The sequence below is a fragment of the Candidatus Brocadia sapporoensis genome (assembly GCF_001753675.2).
Lineage (GTDB): Bacteria > Planctomycetota > Brocadiia > Brocadiales > Brocadiaceae > Brocadia > Brocadia sapporoensis.
Genome location: NZ_MJUW02000116.1, coordinates 4,988 through 31,939 on the forward strand (window position 1 = coordinate 4,988; position 26,952 = coordinate 31,939).

At 42.3% G+C, this 26,952-nt stretch carries 21 protein-coding genes; 13 read left to right on the forward strand and 8 right to left on the reverse strand.

All coding sequences use genetic code 11. The annotated features are described in order from the left end of the window. Positions 1–218: 218 nt before the first annotated feature. The 12 genes from BIY37_RS11660 (at position 219) to BIY37_RS11715 (ending at position 12,538) form a co-directional block, all read left to right on the forward strand. Positions 219–1,685: a hypothetical protein gene (locus BIY37_RS11660; RefSeq protein ID WP_070068027.1), complete on the forward strand. Its 1,467-nt coding sequence runs from the start codon at positions 219–221 to the stop codon at positions 1,683–1,685. Between the two features lie 282 nt (positions 1,686–1,967). Continuing rightward, complete coding sequence (locus tag BIY37_RS11665) at positions 1,968–3,395, forward strand: FAD-dependent oxidoreductase (RefSeq protein WP_070068028.1); 1,428 nt, start codon at positions 1,968–1,970, stop codon at positions 3,393–3,395. Positions 3,396–3,445: 50 nt separating this feature from the next. Then, entirely contained in the window at positions 3,446–5,008 is a 1,563-nt protein-coding gene (locus BIY37_RS11670; RefSeq protein WP_070068029.1) for an ArnT family glycosyltransferase, read from the forward strand. Positions 5,009–5,073: 65 nt separating this feature from the next. Beyond that, on the forward strand, positions 5,074–5,496 hold the full coding sequence (locus BIY37_RS11675) for a carboxypeptidase-like regulatory domain-containing protein (protein ID WP_179129392.1): 423 nt from the start codon (positions 5,074–5,076) through the stop codon (positions 5,494–5,496). Between the two features lie 289 nt (positions 5,497–5,785). Continuing rightward, positions 5,786–7,234, forward strand: coding sequence for a carboxypeptidase-like regulatory domain-containing protein (locus BIY37_RS11680; RefSeq protein WP_070068031.1), 1,449 nt, complete (start codon positions 5,786–5,788; stop codon positions 7,232–7,234). A 31-nt stretch (positions 7,235–7,265) separates the two neighbouring features. Continuing rightward, on the forward strand, positions 7,266–8,246 hold the full coding sequence (locus BIY37_RS11685) for a hypothetical protein (RefSeq protein WP_070068032.1): 981 nt from the start codon (positions 7,266–7,268) through the stop codon (positions 8,244–8,246). A gap of 289 nt (positions 8,247–8,535) precedes the next feature. Then, positions 8,536–8,808, forward strand: coding sequence for a hypothetical protein (locus BIY37_RS11690; protein WP_070068033.1), 273 nt, complete (start codon positions 8,536–8,538; stop codon positions 8,806–8,808). A 283-nt stretch (positions 8,809–9,091) separates the two neighbouring features. Next, complete coding sequence (locus BIY37_RS11695) at positions 9,092–9,490, forward strand: HMA2 domain-containing protein (protein ID WP_070068034.1); 399 nt, start codon at positions 9,092–9,094, stop codon at positions 9,488–9,490. A 47-nt stretch (positions 9,491–9,537) separates the two neighbouring features. Further along, positions 9,538–9,939 carry a hypothetical protein gene (locus tag BIY37_RS11700; RefSeq protein ID WP_080325057.1) on the forward strand — a complete coding sequence of 134 codons (402 nt, stop codon included), beginning with the start codon at positions 9,538–9,540 and terminating at the stop codon, positions 9,937–9,939. Positions 9,940–9,941: 2 nt separating this feature from the next. Next, positions 9,942–10,130, forward strand: coding sequence for a hypothetical protein (locus BIY37_RS11705; RefSeq protein ID WP_070068035.1), 189 nt, complete (start codon positions 9,942–9,944; stop codon positions 10,128–10,130). Continuing rightward, the gene (locus BIY37_RS11710; RefSeq protein ID WP_070068036.1) at positions 10,127–12,226 is read left to right on the forward strand and encodes a heavy metal translocating P-type ATPase; all 2,100 of its coding nucleotides are present in this window, start codon (positions 10,127–10,129) and stop codon (positions 12,224–12,226) included. Before BIY37_RS11705 ends, BIY37_RS11710 begins: the two co-directional genes overlap by 4 nt. A 93-nt stretch (positions 12,227–12,319) precedes the next feature. After that, on the forward strand, positions 12,320–12,538 hold the full coding sequence (locus BIY37_RS11715) for a hypothetical protein (protein WP_070068037.1): 219 nt from the start codon (positions 12,320–12,322) through the stop codon (positions 12,536–12,538). Between the two features lie 284 nt (positions 12,539–12,822). On the opposite strand, the gene BIY37_RS11720 is transcribed toward BIY37_RS11715, so the two are convergent. The 6 genes from BIY37_RS11720 to ppcA form a co-directional block, all read right to left on the reverse strand. Next, positions 12,823–13,311 (reverse strand): TlpA family protein disulfide reductase, encoded by a 489-nt coding sequence (locus tag BIY37_RS11720; protein ID WP_070068038.1) that lies wholly within the window; start codon positions 13,309–13,311, stop codon positions 12,823–12,825. A 197-nt stretch (positions 13,312–13,508) separates the two neighbouring features. Further along, complete coding sequence (gene clpB / locus BIY37_RS11725) at positions 13,509–16,118, reverse strand: ATP-dependent chaperone ClpB (RefSeq protein ID WP_070068039.1); 2,610 nt, start codon at positions 16,116–16,118, stop codon at positions 13,509–13,511. A 123-nt stretch (positions 16,119–16,241) separates the two neighbouring features. After that, a complete protein-coding gene (gene dapB / locus BIY37_RS11730) occupies positions 16,242–17,042 on the reverse strand; it encodes a 4-hydroxy-tetrahydrodipicolinate reductase (protein ID WP_070068040.1) in 801 nt (266 codons plus the stop codon). Between the two features lie 36 nt (positions 17,043–17,078). After that, on the reverse strand, positions 17,079–17,978 hold the full coding sequence (locus BIY37_RS11735) for a rhomboid family intramembrane serine protease (RefSeq protein WP_070068041.1): 900 nt from the start codon (positions 17,976–17,978) through the stop codon (positions 17,079–17,081). A 166-nt stretch (positions 17,979–18,144) separates the two neighbouring features. Next, on the reverse strand, positions 18,145–19,740 hold the full coding sequence (locus BIY37_RS11740; RefSeq protein WP_080325058.1) for an LptF/LptG family permease: 1,596 nt from the start codon (positions 19,738–19,740) through the stop codon (positions 18,145–18,147). A 131-nt stretch (positions 19,741–19,871) separates the two neighbouring features. Further along, a complete protein-coding gene (gene ppcA / locus BIY37_RS11745) occupies positions 19,872–21,344 on the reverse strand; it encodes a phosphoenolpyruvate carboxylase (protein ID WP_070068043.1) in 1,473 nt (490 codons plus the stop codon). A gap of 555 nt (positions 21,345–21,899) precedes the next feature. On the opposite strand from ppcA, the gene greA reads away from it, so the two are divergent. Continuing rightward, a complete protein-coding gene (gene greA, locus BIY37_RS11750; RefSeq protein WP_070068044.1) occupies positions 21,900–24,122 on the forward strand; it encodes a transcription elongation factor GreA in 2,223 nt (740 codons plus the stop codon). Positions 24,123–24,673: 551 nt separating this feature from the next. Here greA and BIY37_RS13235 read toward each other — a convergent pair. Together BIY37_RS13235 and BIY37_RS14415 are read right to left on the reverse strand one after the other, a co-directional pair. After that, a complete protein-coding gene (locus tag BIY37_RS13235; protein ID WP_143299264.1) occupies positions 24,674–26,719 on the reverse strand; it encodes an SBBP repeat-containing protein in 2,046 nt (681 codons plus the stop codon). A gap of 69 nt (positions 26,720–26,788) precedes the next feature. Continuing rightward, positions 26,789–26,941 (reverse strand): SBBP repeat-containing protein, encoded by a 153-nt coding sequence (locus BIY37_RS14415; protein WP_420886195.1) that lies wholly within the window; start codon positions 26,939–26,941, stop codon positions 26,789–26,791. Positions 26,942–26,952: the final 11 nt, after the last annotated feature.

Consider the following 26,952-nt stretch of genomic DNA (forward strand, 5'->3'; position numbering starts at 1 on the left):
CCTAACTATTCCGAGAAAATATTCTCTCTCACCATCCGTTTCGCTGAATAGTTACCTTTTTTCATTCAAAGCAATACATTTTTCATCAAATGATTCAAGTGGTGAAAAGGGCGATATCATTTTCTAAAAATACCCTTGACATTTATTAAAGAATGAATATAATCATGCACCATATTGAGAATGAGTCTTAGTACATTTTTTTAAAGGGAGTTTAGATTATGCGTTATGCGAGTCTCCTGGCTATAGGATTTTTATTCGTATTTGTTTTCATCGCCGATAGCTTTGCACAATCTTCCGAAACGGAGGCGTTGAAAGGTAAGGTTGAGATGCTCGAAAACGAATTAAAAGAAATAAAGGATTTGCTCAAGCTACAAATTCAAAAAGACGCTCAAAAGGAAAAAGAGATTGCATCATTAAAAGAGGAAGTACAAAAAAAGGAGATAAAGGTTGCCGTGGAAGAAACACCAGCTCAGACAACAACGGCGAAAAGATCTGCGGATACAGAGGGGGAAAGAGAATCCACGTATTTAACCAAGCCTGGAGCCGAGCTGGCCGAACACAAGCTTGCGCCGCAATTCGGAGGTATTTATTCAAAACCTTTTTTGAGAAGATTTGGGAGAAACACGTATCTGGGTGGTTATATGGACTTCCAATACCGTGCATCGGAGGATAGCAAGGGCAATCAAGGCTTCGATCAGACAAGGTTTATCCCCTTTATCTACTCAGATATCTCGGATCGCGTAAAGCTTGCATCAGAAATAGAATTTGAGCACGGAGGCTATGGGGGCGGGCGAAACGGAGAGGTCATCCTTGAATTTGGTACAATCGATTTTTTGATAAACGATTGGATTAATTGGCGGGGCGGATTTGTACTTACACCTCTGGGAAAATATAATCTCGTACATGATTCTCCTTTGCAAGACTTTACTGATCGCCCACTGGTCGACCAGTTGATTATTCCCACTACCCTTACTGACGCAGGCATGGGCTTTTTTGGCAGTTGTTATCCCACAGAATTAAGCAAGCTGGATTATGAAATTTACGTTACGAATGGGGCATTTCGTGGCCTGGATGCAAACGGGACCGCACGTTTTGGAGAGGTCAATGGATTAAGAAGCTCTAAGGGTGGATACCAATTTGACAACTATAATAAAAGCCCTGGTTTTGTGGGACGCGTTCAATTTAGTCCTTTTATAGGTTTGGAGTTTGGCGGCTCTGCTTATACATGCCGTTACGACGAAGAAAATGAGAATCAGTTAACCCTATCGGCGTTTGACTTTGCCTATCAAAAAGGCGCTTTTGAATTGGTTGGAGAAGGGGGATATGCCTTTATCGAGACCAATAAGATGGCTAAGGATGCCGGGATTACCGATGATATGTGGGGTTATTACGTGGAAGCCCGTTACCACTTTATGCCCTCTATATTAAAAAGCTGGAGTCCCCGTATTTTTACTGATAATTCAACCTTTACCGGCGCTCTGCGATGGGAGCAGGTGCAAACAGCTGGCAGGGATGACAACTTTGAAAGCGTTCATTGGCTAAGAAATCGCATCACCCCATGTCTGAACTACCGCTACACGGAAGACACCGTTTTTAAGCTTGACTACCAGATAAATATGGAAGAAAAGGACATGGCTGATATCGCTAATAATGCCTTTCTGTTTTCGGTTGCTACGTATTTTTAGTTTCATTGCATAGGATTTTTATTTTATTTAAGCGGATTACAGGGTGGCACGGGAAAACTTCGTTTGTTGGTGTGGTATATTCCAAACCCGTGTGTATATTCAAACAACATGAACAAGCAAGTTTGTCTGTGCCACCCTGTAACCGAAGACATTGCTTGATGATATAAGGATTTTTGGGATACGGATAAACACAGATTGTTAGTATTTTGAACCTAACAAAGATACGCTTTTTATGTTTATCCGGATAAATCCCTGTCCTGACTATAGAGAGGAGTACAGGAAATGAAAAAAAAGATACTTGTACTTGGCGGTGGACCATGCGGGCTATCAGCTGCCTGGGAGATTTCAAAGTATGGATACGATGTTGCTGTTGTTGAAAAGGAATCTAAGGTGGGTGGATTGTGCATTACCAATGAATATAAAGGTTTTCGGTTTGACCTCGGGGGACATCGTTTCATTTCAAAAAATAAGGAGCTTGTTGGAAATGTTTGTAAAATGATGGGCAAGGAATTGTTGACTGCTAATAGAAAGAGTGTGATCCTACTGCAGGGAAAAACTTTTGAGTATCCCCTGTCCGCCAAAGACATCTTTCTGAAGATGGATCTTTGGACGAATCTAAAAGCATTTACCTCATATTTGATATCTACCGTCTCCAGAATTATCTTCCGGAAGAAGGATATTTCTTTTGAGGATTGGATTGTCAATCGCTTTGGCAGGGCACTCTATAATTTATTTTTTGGGCCGTATACTGAAAAACTCTGGGGTATATCTCCCAAATTCATATCATCCGATTGGGCATCACAGAGAATCTCACTGCTGAATCTCAAAGAAGTTCTTTTCCGACTCTTTAAGTTAAGGAAAGGTACACCACGAACTTATGCAAAAGGATATTTTTATCCCAAAAAAGGTATCGGACAGATGTTTGATGTCATGAGTGAAGATATTTCCAAAATGGGAGGAAATATTATTCTTAATGCATCCGTTTCAAGCATACAGGTAAATAATAATACCATTGAAAGTATTTGCTATAATCAGCACGGCATCACAAAAAGAATCGATTGCGACGCTATCGTATCAACGATTCCTTTGACAGATCTCGTAAAGGCATTTCCGGGGTACCTTACGAGGGATATCATAAATCATACATCTGCGTTAAAGTTTCGTTCCGTTAGATTTTTAAATATCCTGGTAGATCTCCCTGATATCAGCGACAACACGTGGATGTATGTTTCGGAGGGCAAATATATCATGACACGTATTCAGGAGCCAAAGCGGCGAAGTCCTTTTAGTGCACCAGAGGGAAAAACATCCATTATGCTAGAAATTCCTTGTAACGAAAATGATGAAATCTGGAATTGTTCCGAGGAAAGCTTGTTGAAGCGTAGCCTTGCGGATTTAAAGGGTCTGGGTATTGATATTCAGGATTTCGTTATTGATTATTTTACAACAAGCGTGGTACACGGTTATCCTGTCTATAGTCTCGATTATGCAATGCATAGGCAGAAACTCTTTGATTTTCTGGGTCAGTACGATAACTTAATTACGTGTGGCCGGCAGGGTACATTCCGGTATATCTTTATGGACACCGCTATGGAAATGGGAATAACGGCCGCGCAAAATCTTATACTGGATAATTTAGACAAGAAGGCGGATGTGCAATTTATGCGCTCTGAAGAAGAATTAATCGAGACAACTTCGGTAACCGCATAATATTCCTTGTAACTCTGTAAATATCTAGCGTAAATTATTTTCATAATCTTATGCGACAAACCATCAATTATAAAACAGCTAATACACTACATCAGAATTGTACAAGATCAAGCTTTTCGCGGGGTTACATAATTCCCATTGCCGCTGTAAGTGTTTGCCTGTTTACCAGATTACTCTATTTTGGTAAGTATATTGACGAGTGGGATAGCGTAAATTTTGCTTTCGGTTTATCAAAAGGTTATGACATTTTGCACGATCAGCCGCACTTTCCGGGTTATCCGGTTTATCTGTTTGTGAGCTGGATCTGGTACAAACTTTTTGGGTCGGATATGCAGGCTTTGATTTTTTCAGGCATTTTGTTCAGCAGCCTGGCTGTATATCCACTGTATGAACTCTCAAGACGAATGTTTTCTCAGGATGTGGCTAACCTTACTGCCGTCCTATACATTATGAATCCGCAGGTTTGGTTGCAGGCAGAAAAGCCACTCTCGGATGCCTTTGGTTTATTCTTTGTTATTACTTCCATTCTTTTTTTTTATCTGGCGTTGGAATGTTACCACGAAGATACCAAATTCTCTGCCTCATTGAAAAACCTTGCATGGGGTGGCGTACTCTTAGGGTTGGGACTGGGCGTCAGAGTTACTTATCTCGCATTACTACCGATAATGGCATATACGGCATACCAACTGAGCCAAAAGATATGCCGCAGAAAGGTAATAGTATGGGGGCTATCTGGCCTGAGCCTTGGCATAGCTTCCTGGCTGGGATATCTCCTTGTTCATTTTACCCCCTATAAATTCTATAAGAAATTTTTAAGCCATGCTGATTATCATTTTTACCGGGAAGGAAATTCCATCATCACCACCAAAGATTATGGTGAGCGTTTTTTAGATATCTTTCATAATCTCAGCGCGCACTGTCTGGGTACCTGGTGGGTGGATACTCCCATCCTTAGAATTGTTCCAACCATCATTGTGGTGATCGCCCTTGTATTTTTTTTAATGTATGAAAAATGGACCCTTAGGAATAAGTTCCTGCTGGCTTTTTTAATTCCTTATTTCCTCTGGATTGTCCTTGTTCAAGATGCAATCCGCCAAGTCATGGTACTTGTACCTTTTTTAATTATTCTTATCAGTGCTGGTTTGTTACACGCGTTTACCAATTATCTGAAGAGTAGGAGGTTCGGCATCCTGTTGTTTCTCGCGATCGTATTTATCTTTGTTGCCTCTCAAGGTTTTGATTCTTTGAGGATCGTTTCTATCAACAGGAATGAAGAGCCGCCATCTGTCTCGACAATACATTACATAACGAATAATTATCATAAAGAGGATACGAAATTTTACTGTTTAAATGATTGGCGCTTATTCCAATATTATGCCCCTGAATGGTGCGACAGGAAGAACAGCCATGTCTATTTTGTGTCACGTATGAGTGGTGTTTTAAACGATCTGGGGCGTTTTAAAAACAAACCAAAGCATATCCTTATCTCTTCCAAGCTTTTTGAGCGGGACAAGTATAAAGATAAATTAAATAAATTAGCAGAATTTAAAAGGGATCGGTACAGTGTGGCCGATTATAATTGGCTAACATTGTATCGTTTTGAGTGGAGATGATTTTATATAATACGTCTATGATTAATATTGTAACCGTTATAAATTTTTCACGGGAGGGTAATAATATGTTGAAAAGGATCTTTTTGCCGGTGTGTTTTGCTTTCCTATTTGGCTTCTTATTCTCAGATACCAGTGTAAATGCACAAGCTACCGGAATAATATCCGGTGTGGTATCGAAAAAGGCCGGAGGTCCGGTAGGTGGTGCTGAAGTAATATTAAAAAATAAAAAACTGCAGGTTAACGATAGTGGGGTATCGGGAAATAAGGGTGAATTTAAATTTTCTGGCTTACAGGCAGGGACATATACCCTGAAAGTAAAAAAATCAGGCTTTAAAAACGTAAACAAGCAAGTCGTCCTCGAAAAAGCAAAGATCAAAAAAGGAAAGAGTAAAGTGGTTGACATACAATTGAACCCTCAGGGTTCGGGAGGTGGATCCGGTAGTGGATCTGGAAGCGGAAGTGGCGGTGGTTCGGGAAGTGCAAAATAATAGTCTACATTTTGATACAGTTCATTGTTACAGTATTCCCTATGAAGTCGAGGTATTTGGATGATGGAAAGTATCATTCGTGGCTCAGCACGGCTACAACAGAATTTGTACTCCTTCAGCCCCTCCTTTGTATTAAAGGGATTTCGTCGTAGGCTCGGCCGAACGATGGAGTGGAAGTAAAAAACCTTCAAAAAGAAGGGTTTTCGAGAAAAAAATATAGACATCAATTGTGTTTTTTTTTGTTCTGTAGTTGAGAGTGAGTCTCACTATATGAAAGGAGTGTTTGGTTATGTTTTTGCAAAACAAACTATTCGTGTCGTTTTTCATTGTTATTGGTCTGCTGGCCGCGACATGCTTGTACGACATACAGGGATCTATTTCACAAGCCGCCTCAATTACTGGAATTGTTTCAGACGAAAATGGTGACCCCATAGAAGATGCGCATATAACCATCGTAACAAAGGATACAAATGAAAATAACATGGAAGAGACTGTTTCAACGGATTCTAACGGTGCATATGAAATCGTCAATTTAAGAAAGGGGAGATACACCTTCATCGTTAAATCACCGGGTTTTGAAACGATGACCGAGGCTTTGAAGATAAGTAAAAGCAGCAACGAAGTAGAAAAGGATTTCACCCTAATCTTTTCACTCTATACAAAAACCAACGATACCAAGGCGATGGATTCTGCGGTTACTTCCTTCAAGGAAATTGGTGTACTGAGAAGACAGGTTCCAATTGATGGAGACTCCTTAGCTGCTGTTTATCGGGGAGAATTACAAGCTTTAACGAAAGAAGTAGACGCAGAAAACGACTTAACTCTGGATAGTGATATTGCGGGAGCCCTTGATGATATTAAAAACAATACCGCGCCAGATTTGGCAGCACAGGTTATTAACAAGACACTGCAACGGATCTTTTATCTGGCTATTCTTAAACGCACCACTGACGTTCTCGATGATTTTCATCGCAAGGAAAGAGCAGACCTTATGTTCTTATGGGACGAGGCGTATGCCGCTTATCAGGCTATCGTTGGCACAGCAGACAGGGAAAACAAGGTGCTTAGTAAAGACCACACAGCTATTGAAACGGGAAGTAATCCCAACCTTGAAGATCAGATATTAGTTGCTTTCATACGAGGGCAGAAAGCCCTGAATATGGAAAATCACGATGAAGGCGAAATTGTGATTGGCATGCAGCGCCAGGTCATCAGCATCTCTCTCACCAGGGCATTCTATATAGCAGTCATCAGGGAGACCGGCGACGTTTTGAACAACAGGGAAAGTAACCTGGCAAGAGCCCTTGAGAATCAAAAAGAAGGCGAGATGTATTACAGGGCTATAGAAGCATTTGTTTTACAGGATAATCCCGAAGGTAACAAAACCGTAAAATCTCAGCTTACGGGTGATTTAGCCGATGTGGATGCTAATATTGTGATAAGAGAACTGAGTAAAGGGTTTATTGGTAGGGTCAGAAGCGAATTGGAGTCTAACGAATCGGCCATCAATGCAGACAATCGCGGTCGCGCCATCATAACTGCAGAAGAAGCGCTTCATTACTCAAAAATATTTATGGAGGATTTAAAGATACGTCTCGGTACCAAAGACAACGAGGAGATGGAAGATGCCCTGCATGCTTTAAAAGATGCCAGCAACATGGTTGATAATGCAAATGCTGATGCCGCAAGACAAACAATATCCACCATTCTCGATAACTACGAAAGTGAATTGCTTTAAATATTTAATTTTCAATAAACGGAGTAAGGGTATGATCAAAAACAAAATGAAATATTTTTTTATTTTTCTTGGAATATTTGTATCCGTCTTTACAACAATTGTTCATCTGAGGTCAGGCAATGCGAGCAATCAGCCAGCAGTAAATGAGGTAAATGCAGAAGTAAAAACATTGAAAAAAAAGAAGAAACCTGTCAGTTTTACTAAGGATATCTTGCCTCTCTTTGTAAAGGCAAAAAGTAAAGGCACATCAAAACCAATTGCTTGTGTCAGATGCCATTTTACTAATCTTACAATAGCCAGTAACGGCATTCCGGAGAATGCCAAGGCCGAGTTGAGCATGGGTTCTTTTAAAGACATCATTGCCGGAGCTGAGGCAGGCACAGAGCCAATCATAGATACTAACGATCCAAAAAAGAGTCTTCTCCTGCAAAGGCTGGAGGGAGAAGGAGATAATATGGGCGTATATGATGGCCGCATGCCTTATGGTGGGCCTTTCTTTACGAAAAAAGAAATTGCAATCATTCGGAAATGGATCGAAGAAGGGGCGATAGACGATACTCCATCCCCCGATTTTAATCGGGACGTGCTTCCACTACTCACTGCATCGGTCAATGGCAGTACTCCTTGCAGTCTTTGTCACTATAATAACAATAGCGCAACGTCCAGGGAACGATCCCAATCCCAAGCATGCATGGACCTCTCTAGCTGGGAAGGTATAATCTCTGGCGCTGATGGAAGTCTGCATGAGCCTCTCATAGATTTAGAAAATCCAGCAAACAGCTTAATCTTAAAACGCCTGCGTGGTCAGAAGACCGAAGAATTAATTGAAAATGACCATCGTATGCCATTTGGCGGTCCGTATTTTACGGAGTATGAGATACAAAAGATCGAAAGGTGGATAGCTGGAGGTGCAAAGGGCCCCAACGGTGAAGACCCTAGCGAGGCCGATACCAGTGGAGCAGGTGAATGCCTTGGTGGAAGCGGCTCAGGCGGTGGTAATAATAGTAACTAATAATATTTTTAGTGATACTTTGCATTTTTAGCAGAAACATAAATAAAGTGAATCCTGTCGGGGTTCAAAATCCTGACAGGATTCCCTTGCGATTTTTGACCCAGATTTTGTCTTTTCCGCTTGCCTGGTTTAGTAATATGTGGTAATGGAATTTATTCCTCTTGTGAAATAGTGTAGTTTATACATCTCGCAGGTACGGAAAATGACGGTCTCCCACCATTGGGGAGAAGTAAAAGAGAATCCATTTTTCTCCGATGAACTTTAAAGAAGCGGCGAAAGGAGATAAACTATGTCCGCGATGGTAATCAGTAGCCTTGATCGGTTTCTTAGTGTAGCTCGAAAACTGGAAGGTTCCGGGGTGACAAACATACACCTTTGCTATGCAAAACAGATGGATAAATTTGACTTGTCAGTAGTAGCCCTTGTACCGTTTGTTGACTACGTGATCGTTGGTGAAGACGCCCATAACCTGCCGTATCTCAAACATATAATTACGGAGGCGCAGCTACGCCAAATACCGGTTTTACCGGAAGAACGTATTGCAGCGGTAAAGAATAAATAGTGAAAATCCCTATTGAGGTATTGCCGATGCACAAAGATGTCACATCCCCCATTTTGCAAGGGGTCAAACTCTTTTCCCAAAAATAAAATTCCTCTGACAGGAAGGGGTGGGAATATTGGTTAACTTTTCACGAAAACAGTTATCAAAGTGACAATTATCATAAAATTCTAAAAATCATATGAGCCTTGGATGTAATTGTTGTTTGCTAAAAAAAACGTCTTATTGTATAAGACGGCCATTTAAGTGTTTTGATAAAAAGAACTTTTATAAGGAGAACGTAAACATGGCTCCACTAAGTATTTTGCCGGGTAGAATAAGGTTTGAAAGTCAGAATCTTGTGGGGAAATCACATATTTGCAGATATTTAAAAGAAAGCATTGTTGCGTATTTAGGAGGATTGACGGAGGTAACGGTAAATCACAAAACCGGGAGGATCTTGGTTCTGTTTGATGAGCGCTACATTGACAGACAAACCTTAACGCAATATATCAGCCGGGTTTTGAAAGAATGTGCGGAGAAGTCGGCCGATAGCTGGCAGTTTTCTGCAGAGGAAAAGAATTCAAAGCCACCCGCTGCAAGACATGCCTTACATGCCCTGACTGATGCGGTTGCCCATGCGATATTGCCGATGCCGCTGAATGCCCTGGTCCCAATGGCAATAAAAGCAGCAATCGGAAGGTAGTATTTATTGTTCTGTGGAATTCATTTTAGAAACAAAAGGGGGTCTTTGTGGAAGAAAAAAAAGAGGAAAAAGGAGAAGGCAAAAACAATGAAAATGAAAGGGGGGAGCGTATGGGCGGCTTTTTTATAGACAAGCGTAGTCTCTGGTTGATGGCTGGTGGCGCATTGGGAGCCCTTGCCATCATTGGAATTGGCAGATTATCAAAGAAGATGCGGCCCGCTGCGGTTGGAGTTACGAAAGAAGGCATTGCATTTAAAGAGTGGTTAATTGCAAATTATGAAAAAGTAAAAGAGGATATAGAAGATATTGTGGCTGAGGCAAAACATGTACATCTGAAAGACCTTGAGACAGAAGCAGAGACAGAAAAAAAGGAGCAAGACCTACTGAAAAAGGTAGAACAGATGGTAGAGGTGGCTTTACGGCAGAGGTCCAAAAAGGAGGAGGCGTAAACATGAGCATTATCAATAAAACAAGAACCTATTTCGGTTCATTAGCAACTATTGCCGGAGGGGTTGGCGCAGTCATGGTTGGAGCATACATCTTTTCCAGAGTCAAAGAGAGGCACGAGAAGGAAATCCGGCTTGAGAGAATAGAACAGATACTCAGAAAACTGGCAGAGGAACAGAAGAAGAAGGAATGAAATACAAAATTATCCATGATCTTCCTCAAAGGATGAGGATCAGTCTCGCCTTATCCAAAAGGCATTGCCCGGAAAATTCCCGGATAGAGGGATTATTTGTAGCTGTTGATGGGGTACGGAAGGTATCCTTCAATCGCCACACCAGGAATCTCCTGGTCAGCTATAACGGTGACCGTGCTGTGAGGGTTGTCCTGTTAAAGATAATAGAAGAGACGTTGTTGATTTTTGTAAAAAAAGAAAATTTTGAGCAAGACACCCTTAAACAGAAAAAGAAGGCTGCAATGTTATCCGGGGCTCTTTTGCTCGCAAAACCAATTATACCATTCATACTAAAACCGTTCCTTGCCCTGTATGGCGCCGTGCCCGTCCTGAGAAGAGGTTTTATGGCAACCCTGAACAAACGCCTGAATGTTGACACTCTAGATTCGGCGGCAATAGGAATTTCATTGCTAAGGGGGGATTACCTGGCTGTAGGTTTAATAACGTTCTTTTTGAAAGTTGGTGATTACCTCGAAGAGCGGATACGCCAAAAATCACGAGAAAGCTTTTCAAAGATGTTTCAGGGTCAGGATGGGTGGGCATGGATAAAGAAAAATGGCCGGGAAATGAGGGTCGATACAAGGGACGTAGTTGCAGGTGATCTTGTGGTTGTAAGAACGGGTGGCAGTATCCCCGTGGATGGTATTGTGACAGAGGGCGTGGCTCTGGTCAATCAGTCGTCAATGACCGGCGAGCCCGTGTCTGTTCCTAAAATGGAGGGGTTAATGGTTTACGCTGGTACCGTGCTGGAGGAAGGCCTTCTAACAATAAAGTCTATAAGGGTGGGTGATGAAACAAGGGTTTCCAAGATAATCAAGGTGATTGAGGAATCAGAAGGTTTAAAAGCAGATGTGCAAAATTATGCGGAAATGCTTGCAAACAAGATTGTTCCCTATAGCTTTTTGCTGAGCTGGCTGATATACCTCTTCGCAAATAACCCACTAAAAGCTGCCTCAGTGCTGCTGGTTGATTACTCATGCTCCATCAAACTGTCAACTCCTTTAGCAATTATGTCGGCGATGATAGCTGCATCAAAACGAGGGGTCCTCGTAAAAGGTGGCAGATTTATAGAAAAATTGGCGCAGGCAGACATCTTTGTCTTTGACAAGACCGGAACCCTTACCGAAGCAAAGCCAAAAGTTTTTGATCTCATCCCCTTTAACAGCTTTAACCGGGAATACCTGTTGAAAAATGTGGCATGTGTGGAGGAACATTTTCCTCACCCGGTGGCAACTGCTGTGGTGAAAAGGGCTGAAGACGAAGGACTTGTCCATGAAGAGAACCATGCAGAGGTAGAATATATTCTTGCACATGGTATTGCTTCAAGGATTGATGGCAAGAGGATCCTGGTGGGGAGCAAACATTTCATTTGTGAGGACAATAAGATTCGTGTGGAACATGAGGAGTCTGTAATAAAAAATTTTATGGACAGCGGATATTCAATACTCTATGTAGCAGTGGAAGATAAGCTTGCAGGTATTGTGATTATTGAGGATCGGGTAAGAGAAGATTCGAAAATATTTCTCAGTCGGCTTAAGAATTTGGGTGTGAAGCGAATCATCATGCTTACCGGTGATAATGATGCTACAGCGCATACTGTGGCAAAAAGACTCGGTATAGAGGAATACTGTGCGGATGCTCTTCCGGAAAGGAAGACAGAAATAATTAAAGATTTAAAAGAACAGGGTTATGTGGTTGCGATGGTTGGCGACGGGATAAATGATTCCCCTGCTATTTCTTATGCTGACGTTGGCATATCTCTGAATCATGGTGCAGATATCGCAAAAGAGGCTTGTGACATTTTACTTTTAGATGTACCGCTTGATGGGCTTATTGATGCAAGGGAGATTGCGCAGGATGCTATGTCCCGCATCAAAAAAAACTTCAGGCACATTATTGGAATTAACAGCGTCTTGATAGGTCTCGGTATCTTAGGGGCAATAGCTCCGGTCGCTTCGGTCTTTATTCATAATGCAACAACAATTCTCGTCTCCGCAAATTCCCTGAAGCCATATCGTATCTCTTCTTACCACCAAAGAGAGAAGATAATAGTCTGAAATAGAGATAAAAAGTCCGTAGTGTTTCGGCTTTGCCGCACCTCGTTTTAAGTCTCTGCCAGAATATTGTAAATATTAGAGAGGAGTAAAAATATGGAAAAAACTATACAAAATGATAGAAATACAAGTAGAAACGGATTTAATGAAGTCCGTAGAGAGATGAAGTCAAATGGACATTTTTATTATACCTATTGCGCCTCAATTGCAGGTATCATCGCTCTGCTTCTAGCCTACTTTGTATTTTTTTTAAAGATTGTGGTTGATTTCATAAAAGAAGCATCTCTTGGTCTGACGATACTCTATCCCTTATAAGAATATGCAGATGTTACTATCAGAACCATCAGTGTAGCTTGGGGGGATAGATAGCCAGCAATATTTTCTTATACGCATTATACATCTCCCAGTTTACACCGTCATCCAAATATTCTTTACAGACATCGGATAAAAGATAAAAAAGTGTAAGTGGCTAAGTAACACGAAGTGAAAGCCTTAACCAATCTTCTCAATAAAGACCTTTGCAGTCTTTACATATCTCTTCAACGTTAGTAAGACATCTTACCGTATCTTCCCTGTTGGATATTCCTCAATTATTATTTTTATTTCTTCAGCAATGCAGCGATCTCATCATCAAAACCATTTTCAGACACATAACCAATATGTTTGTTCGCGATCTTACCATCTTTACCATAGATAATGGTAGTAGGATATGCACGGAGATCATGCGCTTGAGCAATATCATCAGAGCCAAGATAAACAGGGTAGTTAATACCCATTTTTTTTATAACCTCAGGAACCACTTCAAGCCCATTCTCATCAAAGGCGATCCCTATAATTTCCAGATTGTTATTTTTGTATTTATTATAAAGATTAATAAATCCCGGTATCTCTTTCCTGCACGGCGGGCACCATGTAGCCCATAAGTCCACAATCACTACTTTGCCTTTATGGTTCTTTAGCAACATATTTAACTCATCGAGTTTTATCTTTCTAACCGGATCTACCGCATAAGAAGTTACAGTGGTTATGAAAATCACTACAAAAAAAACAGAAAAACATAGAAAGTATTTACCTATCTTTTTATTCACAATAAGCTCCATTCAAAGTAACGAAAAATTTATTTATACAAGAAATTCCCAACAGATGTTCATAAATTTACTAAGGATAATCAGGATTTACCTCTCTTTTTTTTAGATTCCTATTCAGTAAACTTGGGCAGTGTACCAATGTCTTTCATTTTTTTTGAGGTGTCATAGATTTTCGTGGCAAGCTATCCTTTTTATCTTCACGTTGAAGATAATTCATGAGAGGTAAAAATTACTTTTCCATTTTGAATATCTGCCTTGATTTCAGCCCCTTCCCCGAACCTGCCGGCAAGAATCTCCAGAGAAAGCGGATTTTCAATCATCTGCTGTATTGTGCGCTTTAAAGGTCTGGCGCCGAAATGTGGATCAAAGCCCTCCTGCACTAACCGCTCCTTTACCGCGTCACTTACCGTTAAACGGCAATTATTTTTGGACAGCCGCTTCTGGAGTTCTTTTAACTGAATTTCTGCAACCTGTCTTATCATCTCTTTTGACAATCCGTGGAAGATAATCGTCTCGTCGATACGGTTTAGAAATTCTGGCCTGAACGCCTCTTTCAATGCCTGTTTCACCTGCCTTCTCAACTCCTCTTCATTCTCAGGGCCTGTAAGATCCTGTATCCACTGGCTTGCGATATTTGAGGTCATCGCGATAATAGTATTTTTAAAATCGACCGTCCTGCCTTGTCCATCAGTTAGACGCCCATCATCAAAGACCTGCAACAATATGTTGAATACATCGCGGTGTGCCTTTTCCACCTCATCGAACAAAATAACAGAGTACGGCCTCCGCCGAATTGCCTCAGTCAGGCGTCCGCCTTCTTCGTACCCAACATAACCCGGTGGCGCGCCAATAAGTCGTGCTACGGAGTGTTGTTCCATAAATTCTGACATATCAATACGCACCATCGCATTTTCATTGTCAAACAGAAAAGCCGCCAATGCCTTGCAAAGTTCGGTTTTTCCGACCCCCGTCGGACCGAGAAACAAGAAAGTGCCAATGGGACGATTGGGATCTTGAAGCCCGGCACGGGCGCGCCGGATGGCATTTGAAACCGCACGAATCGCTTCATCCTGCCCAATGACCCGTTCTCTGAGCCGGTCTTCCATTTTTAAAAGCTTTTCCTTCTCCCCTTCCAGCATTCGTGTGACCGGAATCCCTGTCCACTTGGAGACAACCGTAGCAATATCATCGGCATCCACCTCTTCATTCAAGAGCGATTTGTTCTTTTGTAATTCCTGCAATTCCTGGTGTTTTTGTTTTAGTTTCTGTTCGCATTCCCTGACTACTCCGTATCGAATCTCTGCCACCCGCCCTAAATTTCCTTCTCTCTGCGCTGTATGTTCATCAATTCGGGCTTGTTCAATCTTTGCATTAATTTCTTGTATTTCTTTGATGACTTTTTTCTCATTTTCCCATTGCGCACGAAGCGCACCTGATTCTTCTTTTAAATCCGACAACTGCTTATCAATTTTTTCCATGCGCTGTTTTGATGCGGTGTCTTTTTCTTTTTTCAGCGCTTCTTTTTCGATCTCCAGTTGCATACTCTTTCGTTCAATTTCATCAAGTTCGACAGGCATACTATCAATTTCAATCCTCAGCTTCGAGGCGGCCTCGTCGATCAAATCAATCGCTTTGTCAGGTAAAAACCGGTCCGAAATATATCTCTGGGAAAGTGTTGCTGCGGCAACAATTGCAGAATCTTTAATGCGTACCCCATGGTGCAGTTCATACCGTTCCTTCAATCCCCTCAGGATCGCAATAGTGTCTTCTACGGATGGCTCGCCGACGTAGACTGGCTGGAAGCGTCTTTCTAATGCTGCGTCCTTTTCGATATATTTCCGGTATTCATCCAGAGTCGTAGCCCCTACACAGCGCAACTCGCCACGGGCAAGCGCTGGTTTCAATAAATTGGATGCATCGACTGCGCCTTCAGCCGCTCCTGCCCCCACTACGGTATGTAATTCATCGATAAAAAGGATAATTTGCCCTTCCTTTTCACCCACATCCTTAAGCACTGCCTTGAGACGATCTTCAAACTCACCCCGGTATTTTGTTCCCGCAATCAGCGCTCCCATGTCTAAAGACATGACCCGCTTGTTTTTCAGACTCTCCGGCACATCGCCATTTACAATGCGCTGGGCAAGGCCTTCTACAATGGCGGTCTTTCCCACCCCTGGCTCGCCGATGAGTACAGGATTGTTCTTTGTCCTGCGGGACAAAACCTGTATAACGCGCCGTATCTCATCGTCTCTTCCAATAACAGGATCAAGCTTTCCCTTCCGCGCCAATTCGATAAGATCTTTGCTATACCGTTCAAGCGCCTGATATTTTTCTTCCGGATTCTGATCAGTAACCCTCTGACTGCCTCTGATCTCTTTCAATGCCGCATAAATAGAATCCCTGGTAAGACCGGCCTCACTGAGTATTTTTCCTGCAGAAATGTTTCTTTGGCCTGCAAGCGACAACAACAGATGTTCTGTACTTACATATTCATCCTTTAATTTGCTCGCTTCCTCCCACGCAAGATTAAAGGTATCCCGAAGTTCTGCGCTCACATAGGCCTGACCAGGCGCTCCCGATCCGCTTACTTGCGGCAATTTATTGATTACTCCTATCGTCTTATCAAGAACGGCATCAGTATCAATCCCTAATTTTTTTAAAAGCGGCGTTACAATGCCCTGTTCCTGAGTGATGAGAACTTCCAATAAATGCACTGCGAGTATCTGCTGTTGTCTCTTGGATTCGGCAAGTTCCTGGGCTTCCTGTACAGCCTCTTGTGCTTTAATCGTAAATTTATCAAATCTCATAATTCATCGTAATTCTATCGTAAAATTTCAGTTATTAACAAGGTTCTTTGCGTCACCTTAATAGGGGATTTCGTCGCAGTCCTGCCGTGTTATTTTTATTTCCATCTTCATCTGCCAAGAAATTCAGTATGATCTTATCTGCAGGACGTCTGACATACAATACATCCCCGGAGGTTTTTTGGCGATAAATTTTGCTGCTCGAATCGCGCCACGCACAAAGGTATCCCGGGTATGTGCTTTATGTGTAATCTCTATGCGTTCTCCTAAACTGCCAAAGACAACCGTATGATCGCCAACGACATCTCCGCTACGAACCGCATGAATACCAATCTGATTCGCTGGCCGTTCTCCGGTAATCCCATTTCTGCCATAAACAACATCTTGTTCCATTGTACGTTCTGTTGCCTCGCATATCTTCTCGGCAAGGCGCAAAGCCGTGCCGCTGGGTGCATCCTTCTTAAACCGATGATGAGTTTCTACTATCTCTATATCAAACTCATTTTCTACCATCCTTGCTACCTGTCCAACAAGGTTAAACAAAATATTGACTCCGATACTCATATTGGGAGAGACGAGACAGGGAATCACTTGAGAGTAATACTGAAATTTTTCGTGCTGTTGTGGCCCCAGCCCTGTGGTTCCGACAACGATGGCAATATTCTTTTTTGAGCAAATATCAGCGATAGTTACTGAAGACTCGGGTGATGAAAAATCAATCAAAACATCGGCATGGACAGTTAATGACGAGGTAATTTTTACCCCGGTGTCTCCGCACCCGGAAATTGAGCCAACATCTTTACCAAGCATCGGGTGACCAGATCTTTCCAATGCAGCTACCAATTTCAACTCGGAATCTTCAGAGGCAAGAGCCGCAATCCTGGCTCCCATCCTTCCGCAGACACCATTTATTGCAATTTTAAACACCGAACGCTCCCTGTATAATTCAATATTACAGCCGGATTACAATTTTTCCCACATCTTTAACTCTTTATTCTTTTTATATCTTTTACTGGCACTCCTGAGAAAATTTCGTTCCCTCCACGTCAAATTTCTTAAACCTTCACGATTCACCTTATCGAGAATTTCATCCACTTTTGTGCGCAGTTCCTGGTCTTTTATGAATTCCTTTTTCTGTTGAAGTACCTGCCATCTTCTGAGAAATCCCTCAACCCGGTAGGAATATCGAACAAATAAAAATCCGTAAACAAGCCCCCCCAGATGCGCAAAGTGCGCAACGTTACCAGGCCTTGGGATAATGCAACTAAAGATCGTAAAGCCAGCAAAGATCATAACCAAATATTTTGCCTTTATAGGAAAAAAATAGAAAAAGACTGTGCTATTTGGGAAACACATGGCAAAAGCCACTTCAATGGCAAATATTGCTCCAGAAGCCCCCAGAATAGGAGTTCCCGGGGTAAAAATGCAACAACATATTCCTGCAAAAATCCCTGCGGTAAAATAAAGCGTCAAAAATCGCCTTGGCCCAAGCACCCGTTCAACCGCACTTCCAAACATCCAAAGACCCAGCATATTAAATATCAGATGCCAGGGATCCGTTGTGCTATGCAGAAACATATAGGAAAAAAACTGCCATAGCCACAAATGTCCCATTGTGTCGGGCGGGTAAAGCCAGAACAATTTTGTAAATTTATCAGGGGCGGGATAATACCATGGGTAAGATGAAGTCCGGCCTAGTTGCTCATCCGTCAAGATGTTCAGCAATTGAGGCGACCATTGCAAACTCACCGTCGAAAATAGTAATTGGAGCACAAACACACTAACATTGGCAATAATCAATGCCTTAATAATGCGCGTCCATTTACTCCCAATACTTATTCCAAAGTTAAGTCTGTTATTCATGTATTCATTCGTCACGTAAAAGTGGCAAATATTCGATTTGGTTCAAAATGAGTATATGTAATACTAATCCTTTTCTATAAAATGTCAAGAAGTTGTATGGGCAAAAACCATGGACAACTTCCCCGCAGCGTGATGGGAAAGGTAGGGCAACATACCTTCTGCTTAGCTATCTGGCAAACAGTTTCCTGAATATAAACATACCACCAAGAAAGAGAATAATATCAGCGCCCCATATGGCAGGCACAACAGGAACAAAGGTGTCCTTTGCCAGCACAATGCCCGTTACCACCAACGGATAATAGAGAAACAGAATCACCATAAAGCTTGTGCCAACCCCAATAATAAGATGTCCGCTCCGTAACATAATACCCATAGGAACGCCAATAATGATGAAAGGAATACACGAGAAAGCCTGAGATAATCGCTTGTGAATGGAAACGTCATTTCCCCGTAGTATCTCCATTTTAGCATTGATATTCGACTCGTCTTCCGCAACCCCAATATTTTTTAACAAGACTTCTCTCCGGTTGTTTATCTCGGCAATGGTCTGGGAAAAAGAAGCGATTTTTTTCGTTTCTTCAGCCTTTATATCGCTGGCTGTAGCAACTTTTTGTTCGATACTATAAATCCTCTGCTTTTCTCTTTCGATGGTTTCCTTGATTTGCATGATTTTTTTGTCCTTGCCATCATTCAGAGAACCACCTTGCTTGTTTTCTCTTTTGATCTGTATTAAATTTTCATTGGCAACAAGAATAAAATTTTTGGCGATTTTACACTCATTTTCCAACCCCTCAATCTTTGTCTTCTGCCGTATTACATTTTCATTCGACCGTTTTAATTCCAGGAGGAGTTTCTCGCGCCTTCTGGACAATTCACTCAGTTCTTCCCGCTGAACCGCAAGTTCTTTCGTTAACTGGTCCTTGTTTTTTTCTGCAGAAGACGATGTCTCTCTGTTTTTAGCCATTTCCGCAGTAATATCTTTGTTGTACTTCCAAAGCTGAAACAGCGTCATGTATCGGGTGGAAGCCCCCCGTTTCACCTCTTTCAGAGAAATTTCAAATGTTGTTTCACGAAACACGCCCATCCGGGGGATTTCTTCCGTTTTCTTGTAATTTGGCTTAAGAAATTCACCCCGACGAAGTGTGAGCAAAATCTTTTTATCTTTCTCGTCCATAGCAATAGAGCCTTCTTCAGCAAGGATCACATTTATCACATAGTCATTCGCGTACTCAAGCACTACGATGTCTTTATTAATATTATTTTCCACACTTCCCACGTATATCTGATAGGGATACAAATCCAGTTTCTTCTGGAATGTCGCCAGACGCCCCGCCAGGATATTATTGAGGGCGCGCTCCTGAAGCGATATTATTCTGTAATACGACCGCGGCAAGACTTCAGAAACCAATGACAATGTTATGAGGCAAAAGATGCCTCCAGCAACGAACACAGGAATAATTATTTTCAGAATATGCACACCGCTCGTCTGGATAGCGACAATTTCGTGGTCGGCGCTCATACGCCCATACGTCATGGAGGTAGCAGTAAGCAGCGCCGCAGGAATAGAATAAGGCAAAGCCTGAACAAAGAGATGGGGGATGAGCACCCTCAGGGCAACAATATCGAGTCCTTTGTGCAGTAATTGAACAGCAAATCCTAAGAACATCAACAGTTCAAAACACGTTAAAGACGGTAGAAATATCCTGAACCATTCTCTGAGAAGATAGCGTTGAAGTATGGTATGCCTAAATATATTTTGCATTATTATTGTTTGATTGAGCGGAGAAAAGACGAATCATTTGCTAACTTCTGCATACGTCAGCAGAAATTATGGATGATAGTTATTGTCCTGTTCCGCCGTGATTAAATGATTTTCCATTCCTGTTCATGAAATTAACCTAAGAACCTTCTGGTCTTTCCCGCTGCTATTACATTTTCCGTCACGGTCTCTTTCTTTCCGGAAAGAATAGCATGAATGATTTGGGATGTGTATTGGCTATGGAGTAGATTCTCTGTATATTTTACCATTCCCAAAGACTTCTCAATATCCTTCGCAATCTTCGGAGATATTAATTTTTTGACATCCTCATTGTAATACGATGCCGCCAAGGAAAGGTCTTCCAGAAAGGACGGATACGCAGTTTTGAGGAACAGCAGGTCTTTCTCCGTTAACTTGTGCAAACCCAGCAACTCCGGTGGAAGTCCAATTGAATAAAGCGAGGCGCAAAAAGAAATTACTCTGGGCAAGGTGATTCCTTCGATACTCCTCGAATAACCAAAAAGCCCGATATGAAGCTTGCGCATCCTGCGCTGTGGGACAAACCTGGCTAATTCATTAATCAGCGGCGCAAGTTCCTTTATTTGTTCCCGGTAAGCCGATGCTAATCTTTCTGTAATATCCAGAGCCACTTCTTCATGAAGAAAAAGAGGGTCCATCCTTTCCTGGGTATTAATCTTCTGAATTGCATCTGTCACCAGTCTTTCATCGTAATCATATTTAAATGCTGATTGGATCGTAAACGTCTGAACGCTTGGATATTCCTTCAGGCATTCATCCACACTGAGAGGCGATAAATTGCCACGGAAAAGGTTCGAACCCAATCCCAGGATAGGATAGATGGGAACATGGATCCTTTCCTGTAACAAATGCAACCGCTGTAAAGCAATTTTAACAACGAGTATGGCGGACAGCATCCCGTAGTTTAACGCAGGGTCAGAACGGCCAAGGAATACCCTTTGATAGGAGACTTGTTTATCCTTAAGATAATTCTGCACCATCGTATCCGCTGAGAGCATGTAAGGGATATCCTCGAACAACGGAATAACCTCTATGGTTTCAGGTTTAAATTCACCAATCCATTCCTTTATCGTAATATCGTTCTCGAAACACCGCCTGTGCTGTTTCCCCACCACAAAGTCACGGTAATAATAGTACACCCGATTAATTACCTCAGTATTCGTAGCCATTGGGAGAATTACTTCAAAAATAGGCGGTATATCATCCGATCCGTAAAACTGATGTGCCGTATCATAGGATCGTGGCGCACTCTCCAATGTCTCCAGGAGAATCTTTGCTTCGCTCTTTTCCACCATGGGATTGGGCACCCGCAACGTAATAAAGCAATCTTTGCCAATACGGTTTCTTTTGAAATAGTTGTCATACCGGGTAAGCAGTTTCTTAATGACAAACTCGTCGACTTCCTTTCCTTCGCAATCCCACATCTGCTCATCACACCGGAGATGCGAAAACACATAATACGCCTCTTTTATTTCATCCTCACCGAAAAAACACGTCCCTTCTGTAAAAAAGGGCATCGTTATATTATCCGGATGCTGTGTGCTCATCGTCCTTGGTATTTTTCTCATATCTGAAGCCTCTCGATGCAAAAAATTTGCCCGTCTGATACGTATGCTAAATTCTTAATTAAACATTCAACAATGACCCTATACCGAATTCAAATGAATCGGAAAAGATAAAACCACAACCAGGAACTTTGCGAGTCAACCCTGTCAGGATTAATTATCTGTCTTTGCTGAAAATGTCGTAATTCGTGTCTGAACAAAAACTACCAGAAATGTCATTTCGAGCGGAGCGAGAAATCTTTTGAGCATTGAAATTGTAGGGTTTGAAGATTTCTCCCTTCGGGCGAAATGACAAAAATATGTGTTTTCGTTCAGACACGAATTCGTTTTGAAAGATACAAAAATTGTCTTCAGGGAGAAATTATAGTAAAAAAACCTGCATTTTCATTAATTATTTAAAAAACCGGTAACGACCGTAATATTCTCGGGAATCAAAACCCCATTTTCGGTACAATCCCATTTCTTACTTTTCTTATGAATAAAATAGTTTTATAATAAAGGTTTCTATAATCATAACATATTTTATTTTTTCTGCATTAAAGAATTAGGAGAACACGCATGTCCAATGAGGTCTTAATACATAAAAATACGTTCAGTATAAATGAACTGATATCCCTTGTTAACACGGAACAGTACAATAAACTGGAAGAGGCATGGCTCGGTGCAATCGAATCCAACAACAATAATCTATCCGCACTGTTCGAGATCGTGGATCTGCTTATGAAGCGTGAAGAAAAAAAACGTGCCCACGATTTTCTCATGACACTTACATCGCTTTACAAACAAAAAGGACTCCATCAAGACGTCCTGGAAATATTAAAAAAGATACTGGAATATAATCCGAAAGAAAAGGGACTGGCAAAAGAGTTTGCCGAATGCTATTCATACATCTATAAAGACAGACCCTATGCAAAGGATCTTATTACAAGAACCTGTCCGGAGACTACGACCGATATCAGGAACGCTATGAAGTTGTTAGAAAGATACTTTTACCTCGATCAGGGTAATTATGTCTTTCACAAGAGTTGGGGTGTTGGAGAAGTAATCTCTGTTGACACACACTCCGAAAAAATACATATCAATTTTGAAAAAAAGAGCAATCATAGTGTCGCCATAGACATTGCCCCGAATATCCTGCAAAAACTGGACAACGATGATCTGCTGGTGATGATCTTTGCCAGGAAAGATGCATTACAGAAAATGATAGAAGAACAGCCGGTTGATTTGATCAAACTCACATTAAAATATTTTAAGGGCAAAGCATCCGTTTCTCAGCTAAAAAACCGGCTTATCGCAGGTGTCATACCCCCCGATGGATGGGGCAGATGGTGGACGCATACAAAAAAATTACTCAAGAAAGACCCGTATATAAAACTCACCGAAGGCACACCCACCACATCCTTTCTGGAATTCCGTACTTCCCCCATGACCCATCACCAGGAGATACTCGAAAGATTAAACCAGACGGAAGACCTTGATAAAAAGATTGAAATCACAAAAAAATATATTTCGGAAATGAGACATACGGAAGTTTGCAAAGAAACCCTCACTCAACTGAGCGACGAATTTAAAAAAGCGGCAGACCAATGTCACGATACGAACCCCTCCGTGGCTTTGGAATGTCTTATCCTCCTGGAAGAAATGCAATGCATGCTCAAAGCTGAACCGGATAAATACAAAAACACAATCGAAACACTTATCAGAAAAAACAACAACCTTCCGGCGCTCGTCGATGCCGTTGGTATATTAGAATATAAGAAATATAGCCTTGATTTGATAAAAAAGATCCGTCAGGAAAAGTGGCAGGAGGATTTTGCCCATCTCCTTTTTATAAACCGCGGCAATCTCTGGGAATTTATCATCAAGGAACTCATCGCTGAAAACAAGCAACACACGATTGAAGAAGTGGCGTTCAAGGCATTCAATCACTTCAACGCATATCCGGAGCATTATATCTGGTTTTGCAAAAACAGCATGCATGGCCGGTACCCTGAACTCTACAAAAATATCGATCCGGCTATCATGCTCAACCGCCTCATTGAGTTATTGGACAATCTCTGTTTTAAGATACAGAAAGGCCGTGACGGAGATTTCAAAACCATTGTGAACAAAATCAAAAATCTCCTCGAGGACAAGGGAACGGATTACGCTATTAATATTCTGAATGATGCCAATGCAGAAAGCATCTATAACGTGGTTTCCAGCAGCAAGGGCCTGGAAGATTGGTTCAAAGTCTCTATCGAAAGCGTCATTCAGGACCGTTACCCGGAGCTCTTTGAAAAACCCGGCCTTCCAAAACTCGATGAGCACAAAATATACGTCACCAAAGAGGGATATGAGAAAAAGAAGAAGGAATTTGATCATCTCATGAACGTGGAATTTCCGGAAAACGCACGCGACCTTGGAGAGGCTATAAGCCGGGGCGATCTTCGGGAAAATGCGGAATATAAAGCAGCCAGGGAAAAACAGGCAATGCTCGTGGAAAAGGCAGAACGCATGAAGTCGGAACTGCAGCGGGTGGTTATCCTTGACCCACATTCCGTTCACCCCGACTCAGCTTCACCGGGCACCAGAGTTACGTTAAGACACCAGGGAAAGACAGAATTAGAGATTTATACCATCCTAGGCCCCTGGGATGTTGACATTGAAAATGGGGTCATTTCTTATTTATCCCCTATTGGGAAAGGATTATTAAACAAAAATGCGGGTGAAACCGTTACAATCAAGCTTCCCGAAGGGGAATCTTCCTATGAAATCATTAAAATTGAAAAGGCTTTATAAATAAAGATTTCCCCAAAATTCCCGTAAGCATTCTTTTTCCATACCGTATTCTGAAAATCTTTTCAGAAAAAATTTTCCACGGTTTTGCCCTCTTTACCTAAACAGAAAACAGGTGTACAGGGATACTTTTGTTTTCGTATTCCAAACCACATCTTTGAATTCCATTTTCTGTAACCATTCAGTTTTTTGAAAAATCCCGGCAACATGAAGATTTCTGCACTCTATAAAAATACGGCGTTTGCCCGTACCATACACAGCCCGAAATCCCCCCTTTCCAGAAAAGACTCTTGCTCTCCCCTCGAAAAAGAGGGGCCGGGGGGTGTGTCACAAGGCAGCAAAGGGTTCTTCTTTTGCCGTACACATGAAATGCATAGGAAATTCCTTTCTGAAAAGCTAAACAGCCTCCTTTTCTATACTTCATTTTTACCATTATCTTAAGACCGGCGGCTTTGCCTTTAAACCCCACACTTGCCATCTTTTTTGTTTTTGAGCTGAGGATCGGCTCTTTTCATTGTTCTGCGTGCCAAGCCCGTATCAATGAATAAATACTTTTATCTTACCTTTACTGTTACATCGCCTGTCAGGTTTTTATATTTGAATTGTACTACTGCATTACCCGTCTTCTCTGTAGCGGTAATCGTAAAAGTGGCTTGACCATTCTCGTCAGTCTCTTTCATTGTTGGCGAAACCGTCACGCGTTTTTTACCACTCACTATTTTAACCTCCACGAGACGGTTCACCGATGGTAAACTTTTTTTGCAGGTTAAGGTCACAATTTTTTGCACACTCATCCCTCTTGCAAGTTTTAAAGATTTAGGTCTTACGTTAAGTTTTTTTGGTTTACAAGGCTCTGGAGTTGGCGATGGCGTTGGTGTCGGTGTGCCAGGTGCAGGTGTAACAGTTGGTGATGGTGTCGGCGTTTCAGGTGTTGGTGTAACAGTTGGTGTAGGTGTAGGTGTACCTGATGTTGGTATAACAGTAAGCGTAGGTGTCGGTGTGTCAGGCATAGGTGTAGTAGTTGGTGTTGATGTTGGTGTGAGTGTGGGTATAGGTGTTGCGTCTGCGCTTATCTTTGTCACAAAGGCATCGTAAGAACCACTTCCGTACATAGCGTTTTTCGTTGGGAAATCGGAAGACCATGTATAACCCGCCACATACACATTACCGGCGCTGTCTACTGCTATGCTTTCACCTGCATCGTCATCAATTCCCCCCAGGTACGTGGAGTAGGAAAGGCTTGTACCCGATGCGTCTATCTTTGTCACAAAGGCATCGTAATAACCCGTCTTGGTTCCATACATGGGGTTTTCTGTTGGGAAATCGGAAGACAATGTATACCCCGTCACATACGCATTGCCGCCACTGTCTACCGCTATGCCATAGCCACAATCGTCACCACTGCCCCCCAGGTACGTGGAGTAGGAAAGGTTTGTGCCCGATGCATCTATCTTTGTCACAAAGGCATCGTAAGAACCACTTCCGTACATAGCGTTTTTCGTTGGGAAATCGGAAGACCATGTATAACCCGCCACATACACATTACCGGCGCTGTCTACTGCTATGCTTTCACCTGCATCGTCATCAATTCCCCCCAGGTACGTGGAGTAGGAAAGGCTTGTACCCGATGCGTCTATCTTTGTCACAAAGGCATCGTAATAACCCGTCTTGGTTCCATACATGGGGTTTTCTGTTGGGAAATCGGAAGACAATGTATACCCCGTCACATACGCATTGCCGCCACTGTCTACCGCTATGCCATAGCCACAATCGTCACCACTGCCCCCCAGGTACGTGGAGTAGGAAAGGTTTGTGCCCGATGCATCTATCTTTGTCACAAAGGCATCGTAAGAACCACTTCCGTACATAGCGTTTTTCGTTGGGAAATCGGAAGACCATGTATAACCCGCCACATACACATTGCCAACGCTGTCTACCGCTATGGAATGACCAATATCGTTATCACTGCCCCCCAGGTATGTGGAGTAGGAAAGGCTTGTGCCCGATGCATCTATCTTTGTCACAAAGGCATCGTAATTACCAGCACTATTATAAATGGGGTTTTTCGTTGGGAAATTGTAAAAAGAATTTGTATCACCCGTCACATACGCATTGCCGCCACTGTCTACCGCTATGCCTACACCGGAATCGTGTTCACCTCCCCCCAGATATGTGGAATATGAAAGGCCACCCAATGCATCTATCTTTGTCACAAAGGCATCAACAAAACCGTTATAGCTTCCATAAATGGCATTTTTCGTTGGAAAATCGGAAGAGCCCGTAATACCCGTTACATACGCATTGCCGCCGCTGTCTACCGCTATGCTATAACCTTTATCTATACTACTTCCCCCCAGGTACGTGGAGTAGGAAAGGCTTGTGCCCGATGCAGCTATCTTTGTCACAAAGGCATCCCCGGAACCATTATAGCTTCCATCAAAGGCGTTTTCCGTTGGGAAATTCGAAGACTCCGTATACCCCGCAACATACGCATTGCCGGCGCTGTCTACCGCTATGCCGCCGCCCCACCCCTCATCACTACTTCCCCCCAGGTACGTGGAGTAGGAAAGGCTTGTGCCTGATGCATCTATCTTTGTCACAAAGACATCCAAGCCACCAGCATTGGTTCCATATATGGCGTTTTTCGTTGGGAAATCGGAAGACCCTGTCTACCCCGCCACATATGCATTGCCGGCGCCGTCTACCGCTATGCTTTCACCTGCATCGCCATAACTTCCACCCAGGTACGTGGAGTAGAGCAGAGCAGGGTCTATGACAAGCGGGTAGCGTTTGTCGTACGAGGCGACGGTAAAACCATAAATGAACGATGAGG

Excerpts from the sequence above, each read along its gene's own strand:
- clpB (WP_070068039.1), bottom strand. The coding sequence starts at position 16,118 with ATGAGATTTGATAAATTTACGATTAAAGCACAAGAGGCTGTACAGGAA.
- BIY37_RS11660 (WP_070068027.1), top strand. The coding sequence starts at position 219 with ATGCGTTATGCGAGTCTCCTGGCTATAGGATTTTTATTCGTATTTGTT.
- greA (WP_070068044.1), top strand. The coding sequence starts at position 21,900 with ATGTCCAATGAGGTCTTAATACATAAAAATACGTTCAGTATAAATGAA.
- BIY37_RS11705 (WP_070068035.1), top strand. The coding sequence starts at position 9,942 with ATGAGCATTATCAATAAAACAAGAACCTATTTCGGTTCATTAGCAACT.
- BIY37_RS11710 (WP_070068036.1), top strand. The coding sequence starts at position 10,127 with ATGAAATACAAAATTATCCATGATCTTCCTCAAAGGATGAGGATCAGT.
- ppcA (WP_070068043.1), bottom strand. The coding sequence starts at position 21,344 with ATGAGAAAAATACCAAGGACGATGAGCACACAGCATCCGGATAATATA.
- BIY37_RS11665 (WP_070068028.1), top strand. The coding sequence starts at position 1,968 with ATGAAAAAAAAGATACTTGTACTTGGCGGTGGACCATGCGGGCTATCA.
- BIY37_RS11680 (WP_070068031.1), top strand. The coding sequence starts at position 5,786 with ATGTTTTTGCAAAACAAACTATTCGTGTCGTTTTTCATTGTTATTGGT.
- BIY37_RS11695 (WP_070068034.1), top strand. The coding sequence starts at position 9,092 with ATGGCTCCACTAAGTATTTTGCCGGGTAGAATAAGGTTTGAAAGTCAG.
- BIY37_RS11735 (WP_070068041.1), bottom strand. The coding sequence starts at position 17,978 with ATGAATAACAGACTTAACTTTGGAATAAGTATTGGGAGTAAATGGACG.
- BIY37_RS11675 (WP_179129392.1), top strand. The coding sequence starts at position 5,074 with ATGTTGAAAAGGATCTTTTTGCCGGTGTGTTTTGCTTTCCTATTTGGC.
- BIY37_RS11740 (WP_080325058.1), bottom strand. The coding sequence starts at position 19,740 with ATGCAAAATATATTTAGGCATACCATACTTCAACGCTATCTTCTCAGA.
- BIY37_RS11670 (WP_070068029.1), top strand. The coding sequence starts at position 3,446 with ATGCGACAAACCATCAATTATAAAACAGCTAATACACTACATCAGAAT.
- BIY37_RS11715 (WP_070068037.1), top strand. The coding sequence starts at position 12,320 with ATGGAAAAAACTATACAAAATGATAGAAATACAAGTAGAAACGGATTT.
- BIY37_RS11685 (WP_070068032.1), top strand. The coding sequence starts at position 7,266 with ATGATCAAAAACAAAATGAAATATTTTTTTATTTTTCTTGGAATATTT.
- BIY37_RS11690 (WP_070068033.1), top strand. The coding sequence starts at position 8,536 with ATGTCCGCGATGGTAATCAGTAGCCTTGATCGGTTTCTTAGTGTAGCT.